The sequence below is a fragment of the Mycobacterium sp. RTGN6 genome, assembly GCF_033804605.1.
In the GTDB taxonomy this organism is placed as follows: Bacteria; Actinomycetota; Actinomycetes; order Mycobacteriales; family Mycobacteriaceae; genus Mycobacterium.
In genome coordinates this window covers 82276-95696 of the sequence record NZ_JAPZKZ010000017.1, presented here as the reverse complement: position 1 = coordinate 95696, position 13421 = coordinate 82276, and the positions used below count along the sequence as shown (strand labels likewise).

13 protein-coding genes are annotated in these 13421 nt (G+C 67.9%); 10 read left to right on the top strand and 3 right to left on the bottom strand.

Annotated features, from left to right (window positions below; all coding sequences use genetic code 11):
• The first annotated feature begins 118 nt into the window (after positions 1 to 118).
• Positions 119 to 1897 carry a signal peptide peptidase SppA gene (gene sppA / locus SLQ33_RS31935; protein ID WP_319457939.1) on the top strand — a complete coding sequence of 593 codons (1779 nt, stop codon included), beginning with the start codon at positions 119 to 121 and terminating at the stop codon, positions 1895 to 1897.
• Here sppA and SLQ33_RS31930 read toward each other — a convergent pair.
• From SLQ33_RS31930 to SLQ33_RS31920, 3 genes are read right to left on the bottom strand one after another with little or no spacing between them, the layout of a single operon-like run.
• The gene (locus SLQ33_RS31930) at positions 1894 to 2802 is read right to left on the bottom strand and encodes a class I SAM-dependent methyltransferase (protein WP_319457938.1); all 909 of its coding nucleotides are present in this window, start codon (positions 2800 to 2802) and stop codon (positions 1894 to 1896) included. The genes sppA and SLQ33_RS31930 overlap by 4 nt on opposite strands.
• 11 nt (positions 2803 to 2813) lie before the next feature.
• A complete protein-coding gene (locus SLQ33_RS31925) occupies positions 2814 to 3719 on the bottom strand; it encodes a class I SAM-dependent methyltransferase (RefSeq protein ID WP_319457937.1) in 906 nt (301 codons plus the stop codon).
• Complete coding sequence (locus tag SLQ33_RS31920) at positions 3716 to 4645, bottom strand: class I SAM-dependent methyltransferase (protein WP_413467687.1); 930 nt, start codon at positions 4643 to 4645, stop codon at positions 3716 to 3718. Before SLQ33_RS31920 ends, SLQ33_RS31925 begins: the two co-directional genes overlap by 4 nt.
• A gap of 272 nt (positions 4646 to 4917) precedes the next feature.
• On the opposite strand from SLQ33_RS31920, the gene secY reads away from it, so the two are divergent.
• The 9 genes from secY (at position 4918) to SLQ33_RS31875 (ending at position 13405) form a co-directional block, all read left to right on the top strand.
• On the top strand, positions 4918 to 6243 hold the full coding sequence (secY, locus tag SLQ33_RS31915; protein ID WP_319457936.1) for a preprotein translocase subunit SecY: 1326 nt from the start codon (positions 4918 to 4920) through the stop codon (positions 6241 to 6243).
• Positions 6240 to 6785, top strand: coding sequence for an adenylate kinase (locus SLQ33_RS31910; RefSeq protein ID WP_319457935.1), 546 nt, complete (start codon positions 6240 to 6242; stop codon positions 6783 to 6785). Before secY ends, SLQ33_RS31910 begins: the two co-directional genes overlap by 4 nt.
• Positions 6786 to 7589, top strand: coding sequence for a type I methionyl aminopeptidase (gene map, locus SLQ33_RS31905; protein ID WP_319457934.1), 804 nt, complete (start codon positions 6786 to 6788; stop codon positions 7587 to 7589).
• Between the two features lie 127 nt (positions 7590 to 7716).
• Positions 7717 to 8232, top strand: coding sequence for a sigma-70 family RNA polymerase sigma factor (locus SLQ33_RS31900; protein ID WP_319457933.1), 516 nt, complete (start codon positions 7717 to 7719; stop codon positions 8230 to 8232).
• The gene (locus SLQ33_RS31895; protein ID WP_319457932.1) at positions 8229 to 8969 is read left to right on the top strand and encodes a zf-HC2 domain-containing protein; all 741 of its coding nucleotides are present in this window, start codon (positions 8229 to 8231) and stop codon (positions 8967 to 8969) included. Before SLQ33_RS31900 ends, SLQ33_RS31895 begins: the two co-directional genes overlap by 4 nt.
• Before the next feature lie 72 nt (positions 8970 to 9041).
• Entirely contained in the window at positions 9042 to 10703 is a 1662-nt protein-coding gene (locus SLQ33_RS31890; protein ID WP_319457931.1) for a thiamine pyrophosphate-binding protein, read from the top strand.
• The gene (locus SLQ33_RS31885; RefSeq protein WP_319457930.1) at positions 10684 to 11331 is read left to right on the top strand and encodes an SRPBCC family protein; all 648 of its coding nucleotides are present in this window, start codon (positions 10684 to 10686) and stop codon (positions 11329 to 11331) included. The genes SLQ33_RS31890 and SLQ33_RS31885 overlap by 20 nt, the downstream gene beginning before the upstream one ends.
• A complete protein-coding gene (locus SLQ33_RS31880) occupies positions 11328 to 12389 on the top strand; it encodes a 3-oxoacyl-ACP synthase III family protein (RefSeq protein WP_319458280.1) in 1062 nt (353 codons plus the stop codon). The genes SLQ33_RS31885 and SLQ33_RS31880 overlap by 4 nt, the downstream gene beginning before the upstream one ends.
• Entirely contained in the window at positions 12386 to 13405 is a 1020-nt protein-coding gene (locus SLQ33_RS31875) for a pyridoxal phosphate-dependent aminotransferase (protein WP_319457929.1), read from the top strand. Before SLQ33_RS31880 ends, SLQ33_RS31875 begins: the two co-directional genes overlap by 4 nt.
• Positions 13406 to 13421 lie beyond the last annotated feature (16 nt).

Genomic DNA, 13421 nt, shown 5'->3' with positions numbered 1-13421 from the left:
GCGCACGGGTAAATGGGGTTGAATTGCAATCTCCGTCACAGTACCTAGTCCAGCTACCTATCGTGCCCGACGTGCGGACGGGCCGAGGCCATGCGCGCTCGATCGGTAGGCTCACAGGATGTTGCACCTTCTCTCCGGAATCCCCGGCACTGACGAACTTCGCGCCATCGTCCGCAAGGTGGACACCGCGCGCCACCACGGGGTGCCGGATGGCACCGTGCTCGAACTCGACCTGCAAACGCTGCCTCCGGAGTCGAGCAACTTCGACCCGTTGGCCTTCGTCACGGGCGCGGGCAAGCCACTGCTTCTGCGCGATGCCGTCGCGGCGATCCACCGGGCCGCCGAGGACGACCGCGTCGCAGGACTGATCGCCCGGGTGCAGCTGCCCGCTGCCGCAGCAGGCCCGGTGCAGGAGCTGCGGGCGGCCGTCGCGGCGTTCAGCGATGCCAAGCCGTCATTGGCGTGGGCCGAAACCTACCCGGGCACCTTGTCGTACCACCTCGCGTCGGCGTTCCGTGAAGTGTGGATGCAGCCGTCCGGCACTGTCGGGCTGATCGGCTTCGCCACCAACGCCATGTTCCTGCGCGACGCGCTGGACAAGGCGGGAATCCAGGCCCAATTCATCGCACGCGGCGAGTACAAGTCGGCGGCGAACCTGTTCACTCAGGACAGCTACACCGACGCGCACCGGGAAGCCGACAGCCGGCTCATCGAGAGCCTGCACGCCCAGGTGCTCGCCGACGTCGCCGCCGCGCGGCACCTCGACCCCGCAGAGCTCGACGCGCTGCTCGACAAGGCGCCGCTGTTGCGCGACGACGCGGTGGCGGGCCGGCTCGTCGACCGCATCGGGTTCCGCGACGAGGCGTATGCCCGCATCACCGAACTCGTTGGCACGGCCGAGTCTTCGGCCGGACCGGACGAAGACGATGCGCCGCCGCGGCTCTATCTGTCGCGGTACGCCCGCGCAGGTACGGGCGGGCCCACGCCTACGCTGCCAGGTCGCAAGTCGAAGCCAACCGTCGCCGTCGTCACCCTCGCGGGGCCGATCGTCAGCGGGCGCGGCGGCCGCCAACTGTCACCGCTCGGCACGTCGTCCGCCGGCGGTGACACCATCGCCGCCGCGCTGCGCGAGGCAGGCGCCAACGAAGACGTGTCCGCCGTGGTGCTGCGCGTCGACAGTCCCGGCGGGTCGGTCACCGGGTCGGAGACCATCTGGCGTGAGGTCGTCCGGCTCCGCGAGGCCGGCAAGCCCGTCGTGGCGTCGATGGGCGCCGTCGCCGCGTCCGGCGGCTACTACGTATCGATGGCCGCGGATGCGATCGTCGCGAACGCGGGCACCATCACGGGTTCGATCGGCGTCATCACCGGCAAGCTCATAGCGCGCGACCTCAAGGACAAGCTCGGCGTCGGCTCGGATTCGGTGCGCACCAACGCAAATGCCGACGCCTGGTCGGTGAACCAGCCGTTCACCGACGAACAGCATGCGCACGTCGAGGCCGAAGCCGACCTGTTCTACACCGACTTCGTCGCACGCGTCGCCGAGGGCCGCGACATGACGGTCGAGGCCGTCGACGCCGTCGCCCGCGGGCGGGTGTGGACCGGTTCCGATGCCAAGGAGCGCGGCCTGGTCGACGAACTCGGCGGGTTGCGCACGGCGATCGACAGGGCCAAGGTGCTGGCGGGATTCGACGCCGAGGCCGAGGTGAAGCTCATCACGCTGCCCGGCTCGGGACTGATGGAGCTGCTCCGGCCAAAGGCGTCGTCACAGCCCGCCGCGGCGTCGCTGCCTGATGCGCTCGGGGCGCTGCTCGGCCAGTCCGTCGCGGGCCTGCTCGGCCAGGTGGAGCGCTCTCTGACCGGCGTCAGTGCGCTGTGGCTGGGGGAGCACCGCTTCTAAGGTGCGTCACCCAAGACGGCGCTGACGTAACTCAGCTTCCCGAACTCCTGCGTGAAGTCGTTGTCGGGCAGTTCAAACCCGTTGGCGACGTGAGCATCTGCGGAGTTTTGTTCTGTCACCGTCCAGCCAAGCTTCTGCAGGTACTCGACGACGTTGGCGCGCTCACCGTGGTAGACCAAGTCCTCCATCGCGATGTCGGAGCCCAGTTCCTTCATCTTCTCCGCCACCTCCTTGGGGCGCCCGCTGACGAAGTCGCTCACGTCGGGCACGCGCTCGGTGGCCAAGCGGCTGCCCGGTGCCGACAGTGCGGTGATGGTGTCGAACAGCTTGTCCTGCGCCTCGGGCGGCAGATAGATCAGAAGGCCCTCAGCGATCCACGCGGTGGGCTGCGTCGGATCGAAACCGTTGTCCGCAAGGGCCTTCGGCCAGTCCTCACGAAGGTCGATCGCCACCACCCGGCGGGTCGCGGTCGGTTCGGCGTTGAGCCCGGCGAGCGTCCTCGTCTTGAACTCGATGACCTCCGGCTGGTCCACCTCGTAGACCACCGTCCCATCCGGCCAGGGCAGCCGGAAGGCCCGCGCGTCGAGGCCCGCGGCCAAGATCACCGCTTGCCGCACACCGGCCGCGGCAGCATCGAGGAACAACTTGTCGAAGTGCCGAGTGCGCACCGCCATGCTCTCGGCGGCGAGCCGGATGGTGAAGCTCGGGTCGATGTCGGTGAAAGTGATCTCGCCATCGAGCATCCGGGTCATGAAGTCCATGCCCACGGCCCGCACCAGCAGCTCGGCGTATGGGTCGTCGATCAACCCCTCACGATGGGCCAGTGCCCGCTGTGCCGCCACCATCGTCGCCGTGGCACCGACGCTCGACGCCAGGTCCCACGAGTCGTCGTCTGTTCTGGTCATTGTGCGGTCTCCTATCGACGCGTTGCGGTGACGGACAGTGAATTGCGCATCGGCGCAAGGGTTTCGGAGTCGGGGAAGTCGCGGCCGTAGTGCTCGAACACCTCGGGCCGGGTGCGGGCGCGAACCTCCCAGCCGTGGCCGGTGAGGTAGTCGACGACGGGCCGACGCTCGCCCTTGTAGAACAGTTCGTTCAGGTTCACGCGGAAGCCGTGATCGGACCAGGCGTCGCTGATCGCGTTGGCGCGCTCGCCGAGGCTGGCGCCGCCGTCCGGGTGGTACTCGGTGGCCAGCTGGCTTCCCGGCGCGGACAGCGCCGTGATGTCGTCGAACAACCGGTCCTGCGCCTCCGGGGGCAGGTATACCAGCAGTCCTTCGGCGGTCCACGCGGTGGGCACCGACGTGTCGAAACCGCTGCGGCGCAACGCCTCGGGCCAGTCATCGCGCAGATCGACGGCGACGACGCGGCGATCACACGTCGGGGTGGCGCCGATGGCCGTCATCGCCGCGCTCTTCGCCTCGATAACCGCGGGCTGGTCGAGCTCGTAGACGACGGTGCCGTCCGGCCACGGCAGCCGGTAGGCCCGGGCGTCGAGGCCCGACGCCAGGATGACCGCTTGTTGAATTCCCGAAGCGGTTGCCGCCGTGAAGAAGTCATCGAAGAAGCGGGTGCGCACCGCCATCATCGTGGTCATCAGCCTGGCGGCACCGCCGTCGTCGGCCTCATCGGGGGAGACGGTGCCGTCGACCAGCTTGGTGAAGAAGTCGATGCCAACGGCACGGACCAACGGCGCGGCGTAGGGGTCGGAGATCAGCGGATTCGACTCCGCGGACGCCAGCGCCCGCGCGGCGGCCACCATCGTCGCCGTCGCACCGACACTCGAGCCGAGGTCCCAGCTGTCGGACTCAGAACGCGTCACCTGTCACCACCGAGCACACCCCACACGTACCGCACGTCGCCGAAACCGGCCAGTTCCTCGTCGTCGAACGGCGCGAGGCCGTGCGCGGCGAACAGCTCGCGGATCGAGTTTCCAGTCATCTGCCAGTCGTGCCCGGCGAGGTAGCCCTCGGCCTCGTTGCGGTCGCCGAAGTACACGAGCTCGGCCAGGTCAAGGTCGAGACCGTGCTCGCGCCATCGGTCGGCGACCGATCGCATGCGCTCCCGCATGGCGTCGTCAGCCGCGTCGGGGCCGGGCGTGCTTTCGGTGGCGAACCGGCTGCCCGGGGCCGACAGCGCAGTGATGGTGTCGAGCAACCGGTCCTGTGCGTCCGGTGGAAGGTAGCCGAGCAGGCCCTCGGCGCTCCACGCCGTCGGCGTGGCCGGATCGAAGCCAGCGGCCTTCAGTGCGGCGGGCCAGTCGTCACGCAGGTCGACGGCCACGGTGCGCCGCGTCGCGGTGGGCTCCGCGCCGAGCTCGGCCATGGCGCCCGTCTTGAACGCGATGACGTCCGGCTGGTCGATCTCGAAGACCGTCGTGCCAGCCGGCCACGGCAACCTGTACGCCCGAGAGTCCAGCCCGGACGCCAGGATCACTGCCTGGGTGAGCCCCGCTTCCGTCGCATCGAGAAAGAAGTCGTCGAAGAACATCGTCCGCACGGCCATGCTGTCGGCCATCCGCTGCATGCCCGTCCCCGCGTCCCCGCCGAGCTCACCCGGGGTGACGTCGCCTGCGGCGAGCCGGCTGAGCAGGTCGACGCCGACCGCGCGGACCAGCGGCTCGGCGAACGGATCCGCGATGAGCGGTTGCTCTGCGCGGCTGGCGACGGCGCGGGCGGCCGCGACCATCGTCGCCGTCGCGCCAACGCTGGACGCCAGATCCCAAGTGTCGTCATCGGTGCGCGCCACGTCAGGTGCCCCAATCATTAGTTAGCTGATGTAATGAATTGACCCGACTGTACGCTTCGATCCTGAAGGTCCAACCGGGCTGCGGTTGCGCAGCTCGGATGCAGGCTGGACTGGTGCCAACTGTTACTCTCGTAGACTGTTTGACGCGCGACGTCGCTGGTTGTGGGCATGCCCGCGAATCCGTGGACGGAACGCGCACGACTTAACCAAATGCTGGTCGATCCAGCCCCAATTGGTACGCCGCGAGAAGTCTCGGCTGCGCAGGAGGAAGAGTGCTTTCGGCTTTCATCTCGTCGTTGCGGACGGCCGACCTCAGGCGCAAGATCCTCTTCACGCTTGGCATCGTCATCCTCTATCGGGTCGGTGCCACGGTGCCGTCTCCTGGCGTCAACTACCCCAACGTGCAGAAGTGCATCGAGCAGGTCCAGGGCGGTGACTCGGCGCAGATCTACTCGCTGATCAACCTGTTCTCCGGCGGCGCGCTGCTTCAGCTGTCGGTGTTCGCGGTCGGCGTAATGCCCTACATCACCGCCAGCATCATCGTGCAGCTGCTCACCGTGGTCATCCCGCGCTTCGAACAGCTGCGCAAGGAAGGCCAGTCCGGCCAGGCCAAGATGACGCAGTACACGCGTTACCTCGCGGTCGCGCTGGCACTGCTGCAGGGCACGTCGATCGTGGCGCTGGCCGCCAACGGTGGGCTGCTTCAGGGCTGCTCGCTCGACATCATCCAGAACTCGGGCATCTTCACCCTCGTCGTCATCGTGCTGGTGCTGACCGCGGGCGCGGCGCTGGTGATGTGGATGGGCGAGCTCGTCACCGAGCGCGGCATCGGCAACGGCATGTCGCTGCTGATCTTCGCGGGCATCGCCGCCCGCATCCCGTCCGAGGGCAAGACCATCCTCGACAGCCGCGGCGGCGTCGTCTTCGCCGCGGTCTGCGTCGCCGCGCTGATCATCATCATCGGCGTCGTGTTCGTCGAGCAGGGCCAACGCCGCATCCCGGTGCAGTACGCCAAGCGCATGGTCGGACGCCGCATGTACGGCGGTACGTCGACGTATCTGCCGCTCAAGGTGAACCAGGCCGGCGTCATCCCCGTCATCTTCGCGTCGTCGCTCATCTACATCCCGCACCTGATCACACAGCTGATCAACAGCGGAAGCCCCGACGCAGGCAACGGTTGGTGGAGCAAGTTCGTCGCGAACTACCTGACCAACCCGGCCAGCCCCGCGTACATCGTCATCTACTTCGGGCTCATCGTGTTCTTCACGTACTTCTACGTATCGATCACGTTCAACCCCGACGAGCGCGCTGACGAGATGAAGAAGTTCGGCGGGTTCATCCCGGGTATTCGCCCCGGTAAACCCACTGCCGACTACCTGCGATATGTGCTCAGTCGCATTACGCTTCCGGGATCGATCTACTTGGGCGTGATCGCTGTGTTGCCGAACCTCTTCCTTGAGATCGGCAACTCCGGTTCCGTACAGAACCTGCCGTTCGGCGGCACCGCGGTGCTGATCATGATCGGCGTCGGTCTGGACACCGTCAAGCAGATCGAGAGCCAGCTGATGCAGCGCAACTACGAAGGGTTCCTCAAGTGAGAATCGTTTTGCTGGGGCCGCCAGGCGCGGGCAAGGGCACGCAGGCGGAGAAGCTGGCCGAGAAGCTCAACATCCCGCATATCTCCACCGGCGACCTCTTCCGCTACAACATCAGCAACGCGACCGAACTGGGCCTCGAGGCCAAGAAGTACCTCGACGCCGGTGACTTGGTGCCTGCCACCCTCACCAACGCGCTGGTCGACGACCGGCTCGACGTCGCCGATGCGGCAGACGGCTTCATCCTCGACGGTTACCCGCGCTCGGTCGAACAGGCCGAGGCGTTGCGCGACATGCTCGCCAAGCGGGACCTGAAGCTGGACGCAGTCGTCGAGTTCCGCGTCTCCGAGGACGAACTGCTGGACCGGCTGAAGAGCCGCGGCCGCGCCGACGACACCGAGGAAGTCATCCTCAACCGCATGAAGGTCTACCGCGACGAGACCGCGCCGCTGCTGGACTACTACCAGGGCGAACTCAAGACCGTCGACGCCGTCGGCAGCCTGGACGAGGTGTTCGCCCGCGCCCTGCGCGCACTCGGCAAGTAGATGGTCAGCCTGCCCGGGCTGCGCCACCGCAAGGTCGTCGCGGCGCGCAGCGACGGTGAACTCGACGCGATGGCGGCCGCTGGCGCGGTGGTCGCCGCGGCGCTGCGGGCGGTTCAGGTGGCGGCCGCACCCGGGGTGTCCACGCTGGACCTCGACCGGGTCGCCGAGGCCGTCATCCGCGACGCAGGGGCCGTCCCGTCGTTCCTCGGCTATCACGGCTTCCCCGCCAGCATCTGCTCGTCGGTCAACGACCGCGTCGTCCACGGCATCCCGGCCGCCGGTGAGCTGCTGGCGTCCGGGGACCTGGTGTCCATCGACTGCGGCGCGATCCTCGACGGCTGGCACGGCGACTCGGCGTTTACGTTCGGCGTGGGGCCCTTGATCCCCGCCGACGAGATGCTCTCCGAAGCGACGCGGCTGTCGATGGAGGCGGGCATCGCTGCGATGGTGCCGGGAAACCGGCTGACCGACGTCTCCCATGCGATCGAGCACGGCACCCACGCTGCGGAAGCGGCTCACGACCGCAAGTACGGGATCGTCGCGGGCTACGGCGGGCACGGCATCGGCCGCCAAATGCACATGGACCCGTTCCTGCCCAACGAGGGCGCGCCGGGGCGCGGTCCCTACCTGGTCACCGGATCGGTGCTGGCCATCGAGCCGATGTTGACGCTGGGCACGACCAACACGAAGGTGCTGGCCGACGAGTGGACCGTCGTCACCTCCGACGGGTCCCGCGCCGCGCACTGGGAACACACTGTGGCCGCCACCGAGAACGGCCCGCGGATCCTCACGCTCGAGGCGTAACTTCTGCGTTGACATAGCGCTGGCGGCGACGACGTTCGAGTGGCTGGCGCCACACGCGCTATCTGAACGAAGATTGCCTGGTTGAACCCATCAGGCACCCCCTGCGTGTTAACTGCGGAGGTTGTTAATGGATGATCCGGAGGCCGCCATGATGCGGGTTCTCTACGACGAACACGCAGCCGCACTCTGGCGCTACGTCGTGCGGCTCACCGGTGATGCGGCGCGTGCCGAGGACGTGGTGCAGGAGACACTGCTGCGGGCGTGGCGGCATCCCGAAGTGACCTCCGACGTCGACCGATCGGCGCGGGCGTGGCTGTTCACGGTCGCGCGCAACCAAATCATCGACGAGCGGCGCAGCGCACGGTTTCGCAACGAGACCGGCACCGCCGACGTCGAGGCCGTCGCCGATCATGCCGGCCCGGACGAAGTGGACGGTGCATTGGATCGGCTGTTGCTCAGCACCGCCATGAGTGAGCTCTCGGACGATCACCGCGCCGTGATCCTCCGGGCGTACTACCAGGGCCAGAGCGTGGCGCAGATCGCAGGAGAACTGCAGATCGCCGAGGGCACCGTGAAGTCTCGGCTGCACTACGCGGTGCGCGCACTGCGACTCAACCTGCAGGAAATGGGGGTGACACGGTGACTCAGTTCGGAGGACCCCGGAGCCTGGAACCCGTCGAGGGCGATCGCTACTCAACGTGGGATGCCGCGTACGTGTTGGGCTCGCTGTCCAGCGCCGAGCGCCGTGAGTTCGAGGCTCACCTCGAAACGTGCGACCGCTGCCGTGCGGCCGTCGCCGACATCAGCGGCATGCCCGCTCTGTTGGCCATGCTCGACATCGACGACGTGCGTGCACTGGACAAGGAGCAGCCCGAGCCGCCGCCACTGCCGCCGCAAGTGCGCCAGCAGGTGTTGGACAAGGTGCGCTGGCGTCGCCGCCGGTCGCGCCTGCTGACGTCCACTGCCATCGGCCTGGCCGCCGCGATGCTGGCCATCGGCCTGGTGATCGCCATCCGGCCCGGCATCGTCGGCCTGCAGGACGGAACGCAGCAGGCGACGGCCCAGCAATTGGAGATGACCAAGCTGGAGCAGACGCCGTTCAGCGCGACCATCGCGTTGAACAGCTTCGCCTGGGGCACCCGCATCGACATGGCGTGCACCTACGGCGATTGGTCTAGTGGTGGCGGCGCACCGCCGAGCAACCTGGGCATGGTCGTCGTCGGGCACGACGGAAGCCACTCGCAGATCGCGACGTGGCTCGGGCTGTCCGGCGCCACCGCGCTGCCCAGTGGGAACACCCCTATGCCCGTCGGCGAAATCGCTGCCGTGCAACTGGTTTCCGTTGAGTCGGGAACGGTGCTGCTCGAACGCAAGCTGTGAGTTCGCTGATGCTCTGAACCTCCGCGCCACCCGCGTCGTGTCACTAGCAGACCCGGGAAGAGGTGAGCATCGGTGAGCAAGCGCAGGGTGGTCGACCACGTCGTCGACGAACTCGCGGCCCGCGGAGTCGAATACGTCTTCGGCGTCGACGGCGCCAACATCGAGGACCTCTACGACGCGCTGCACTTCCATCCCGGCATCACCGGGGTACTGGCCAAGCACGAGTTCTCGGCGGCGACGATGGCTGACGGGTTCAGCCGAGCGTCGTCGGGCCTCGGCGTGGTGGCCGCGACGTCGGGCGGTGGATCGCTGAATCTCGTTGCGGGGTTGGGGGAGTCGTATGCCAGCCGGGTTCCGGTCTTGGCGCTGGTCGGCCAACCGCCCACCGGGATGGACGGACGCGGCAGCTTCCAGGACACCAGCGGGCTCGCCGGGTCGCTCGATGCCCTCGCGGTGTTCTCCGCGGTCTCGGTGTACTGTCGGCGGCTAGTCGAGCCCGCGGACGTCGTCTGGGCCCTGCCGGAGGCCATCGCCGCCGCGCTGGAGGGCGGGCCCGCGGTGTTGCTCCTGCCAAAGGACGTGCAGCAGAGCCTGATCGGCAGGACGCGGCCACCGTCGATCGCACCGTTGCGCCGCGTTGACGAACCGACGTCGATCATCGAAGTGCTGCGTCACACACATGGACCGGTGACCATCGTCGCCGGTGAACAGGTCGCCCGTGACGACGCGCGTGAGCAGCTCCGCAAGCTCGGTCGTGCGCTCAACGCGTACGTGGCCACCGTGCCCGACGCCAAGGACGTCGCCCACACGCCGCTCGTCACCGGGGTGATGGGTCACCCTGGCGTGGAACGGGCGATCAGCCGCAGCACGGTCTGCCTGCTCGTCGGCACCAGACTCCCGGTCACCGCCCGCGCCGGACTCGATGACGCGCTGGCGCAAACGCGGACCATCTCGATCGGATCGGCGGAGCCGTTCGTGTCGAGTGAGCACGTGCACTCCGACGATCTGCGCCGCTCGCTGGACGACATCGCGCTGGCGATGACCGGCCGTCGGCGTCGGAAGCTGGAACCCTTGCCGCGCAGCGAGTTACGGCCACCCGAGTACGACGGTCCTGGCGTGCGCTACGGCGACGCGATGGCCGCGCTGGATGACCTGGTGCCCGACGACGCCGACCTCGTCGTCGATGCGGGGAACAGTGGAGCGGCCGCCATTCACCACCTGTCGGCGCGGCGCGGCGGGCGGTTCGTCGTGGCGCTCGGCATGGGCGGCATGGGATACAGCTTCGGCGCCGCGATCGGCATGTGCTTCGCCAGGCGGAGGCGCACCGTGGTGGTCGCCGGCGACGGGTCGTTCTTCATGCACGGCATGGAGTTGCACACCGCCATCCAGTACGGGCTGCCGGTCACCGTCGTGCTGTTCAACAACAACGCGCACGCGATGTGCGTCACCCGCGAACGACTCTTCTACGACGACCGGTACAGCTACAACCGCTTCACGCCGAGCCGGCTCGGGGCCGGGCTGGCTGCGATGTTCCCCGGGCTGTCGTCGGTCGACGTCGCCGAAGCCGACGGGCTGCCTTCAGCGTTGCGCGACGCCTTCGCGCACGACGGGCCGTCGGTGGTCAGCATCGAGTGCTCGGCCGATGAGATCCCGCCCTTCGCCCCGTTTCTTACTCCCGCACAACACCATTCGACACCTGAGGAGATGACGCACGATGTCGCTGCCCGCGCTTGACGACATAGCCACCCCGATCGACGGGGTCATCCGCATCGAGAACGCACCGCGTGAACGGGCGACACCGATCATCATGGAGATGATGCGGTCGGTGTATCCGCACGACGAGGTGTTCGGCGAGTACTGCACCGTCAACGACTACGTCGACTGCCCGCCCGACGAACTGTTCGACTACCTGTCCGACACCCGCAGCCTCGAGGAGTGGACGTACAGCCTGCGCGGGTTCACCCCCACCGACGAGCCCGGGCTGTGGCTGGCGTATGACCGGCTGGGGTCGGAGACCGAGATCTACACGCGCACAGTCGCCAACCGCGAAGCCCGCACGGTCGACTACCACTGCGCGTGGGACCAGGGCCGCCACCTGTGGATGGTCTACCTGATGCGGGTGGTCGACGCGCGGGTGGTGCTCGACAAGCCCGGCTCGGTGGTGCTGTGGACCAACTGCCACCACCCGTTCTACGACGACAACCCATACCCCGAGACGGCGCCGCCAGGGCGACCGGTGTGGGTGGGCGACTTCTGGGACATGTTCGGCGCAGGCCATCTGCTGGAACTGAAGAACCTCAAGGCGATCGCCGAATACCGGCATCGCAACGGCCTGCCGGTATCACCGGCCTGGATGAGATGAGTGAGCCCGTGACCGAAACCACTCCCCGAGTCGCTGCGCTCCTGCCCGCCGTGAGCCTGATGGACATCGCCACCTACCTGCCCGGCCGGCCGATCAGCGCCGACTACTACGCACAGTTCGCCGACTCCGACGACCTGCGCGACAACCTGATGTTCCGTGCGCCGCGCTTCCGGCATCACGTCGCCGAGGACGAGACCGCCGTCGACATGGTGGAGCGGGCCGCCGCTGACCTCGTCGACCGGCACGGCACCGACACGCTTGCCGACGTCGACGTGCTGATCACGCACACGCAGCTGCCGGACATGCCGTTCTACGGCGGCGGCGGCGCCATGGCGCATCGGCTTGGCATGAAGCCGAATTGGGTGATCGACCTGCACAACGGCGGCTGCGCGGCGTTCGTGCTGGCATTGAAGTTGGCCCGCAACCTGCTGGCCTCCGGTGAGGGCCGCACCGCGCTGATCGCCGTCGCGCAGAACGCGGCGGGGCAAGTGTTCGACCAGGAGACCGTGCGACGCAAGGCGCAAGCCGCGGTGCCAGGGGACGGGGCCGCCGTCGGGCTGGTGACGACGTCGGACGCCTCGCCGATCCTCGACGTCGAGTGCCGCACCTACGGCGAGTACGCGGGTGACATGACCATCGCGATGGACCCGCCTCGCAAGTGGTGGCAGGCCGGGCCAGGCGAGGGCTGCATCGGGTTCACCGATGCCAAGATCACCAAGGTGTTGGCCAGGGGCAACCGGCAGGTTCCCGAGGTGGCGTACGCGGTGTGCGACCGAATCGGTGTGGCGCCATCAGAACTCGACCTGCTGGTGACCAATCAGCCCAACCGCGTGTTCCTGCGCAACTGGCGCGAGGCGCTGGAGTTGCCCGAGTCGAGACACGTCGACACTTTTGATGAGTGCGGCAATCTCTTCGCCGCGGGCATCCCGGTCAACCTCGATCGTGCGATCACCGAGGGCCAGCTGCGCAACGGCGACGTCGTGATGATGGCCGCGTTTGCACACGCAGGCGACTTCGCGGGTGCCGCCGCCGTCAAGTGGGGAGGGCGAACCGCATGACGTCCGCGCTTGGTCACGCGGTGGGGTCGCTGACGCCCGCAGTGAGCCCGTTTGCATTGTCGCTCAACGAGAATCCGTTCCCACCGCTGCCGTCGGTTCGTTCGGCACTGGCGGCGTCGCTCGACACCGCCAACCGCTATCCGGAGTTCCTACCCGAGCGGCTGCGCTCGCTGATCGCGGGCCGGGTGGGCGTGCGCGACGACCAGGTGGTGATCGGTGCGGGCGCTACCGGTGTCGTGGTGCAGGTGCTGCATGCCGTCACCAGTCCCGGAGACACGATCGTGATGACGTCGCCGACATTTGACGGCTACCCGATCTTCGCGCAAATGGCGCGGCTGCGATCGGTGACCGTTGCGCTCGACCGGCACGGCCATCATGACCTCGACGCGATGGCCGACGCGGCCAGCGGGGCCCGCGTCGTCGTGCTGTGCCGTCCGCACAATCCGACGGGCACCATCGAATCCGCCGCCGACGTCGAACGATTTCTGCGCCGTGTTCCGTCGGACACCGTCGTGGTGCTCGACGAGGCGTACGTCGAGTTCCTGTCACCCGAGCATCGGATCGACGCGCCCGCGCTGGTCGAGCGGTACCCGAATGTGGTGGTGCTGCGCACCTTTTCGAAGGCGTACGGCCTGGCGGGGCTACGCGTCGGATACGGCTTCTGCGCACCCGCGCTGGCGCGCAGCCTGTGGACGATGCAGCTGCCGTTCGGCATCGGGTCGACGGGGTTGGTCGGCGTCGCAGCATCCTACGACGCGGAAGCCGAACTACGGCAACGCATCCGGGCGATTGGATTCGAGGGGCGGTATCTGCGTGCCCGGCTGCGCACCATGGGGATCTACAGCACCGACAGCCACGCCAACTTCGTCTACCTACCTGCGCGGGCCCGGCCGTGGCGTGAGGTCTTCGCCGACACGGAGCTGCGGGTGCGCAGCTACGCCGACGGCGGGGTGCGGATCAGCGTGGGCAACCGGGCGTCCTCGCGAGCGGTGCTGGCGGCGGTGGCTCAGGCCTGATTCACGCAACCGTCGG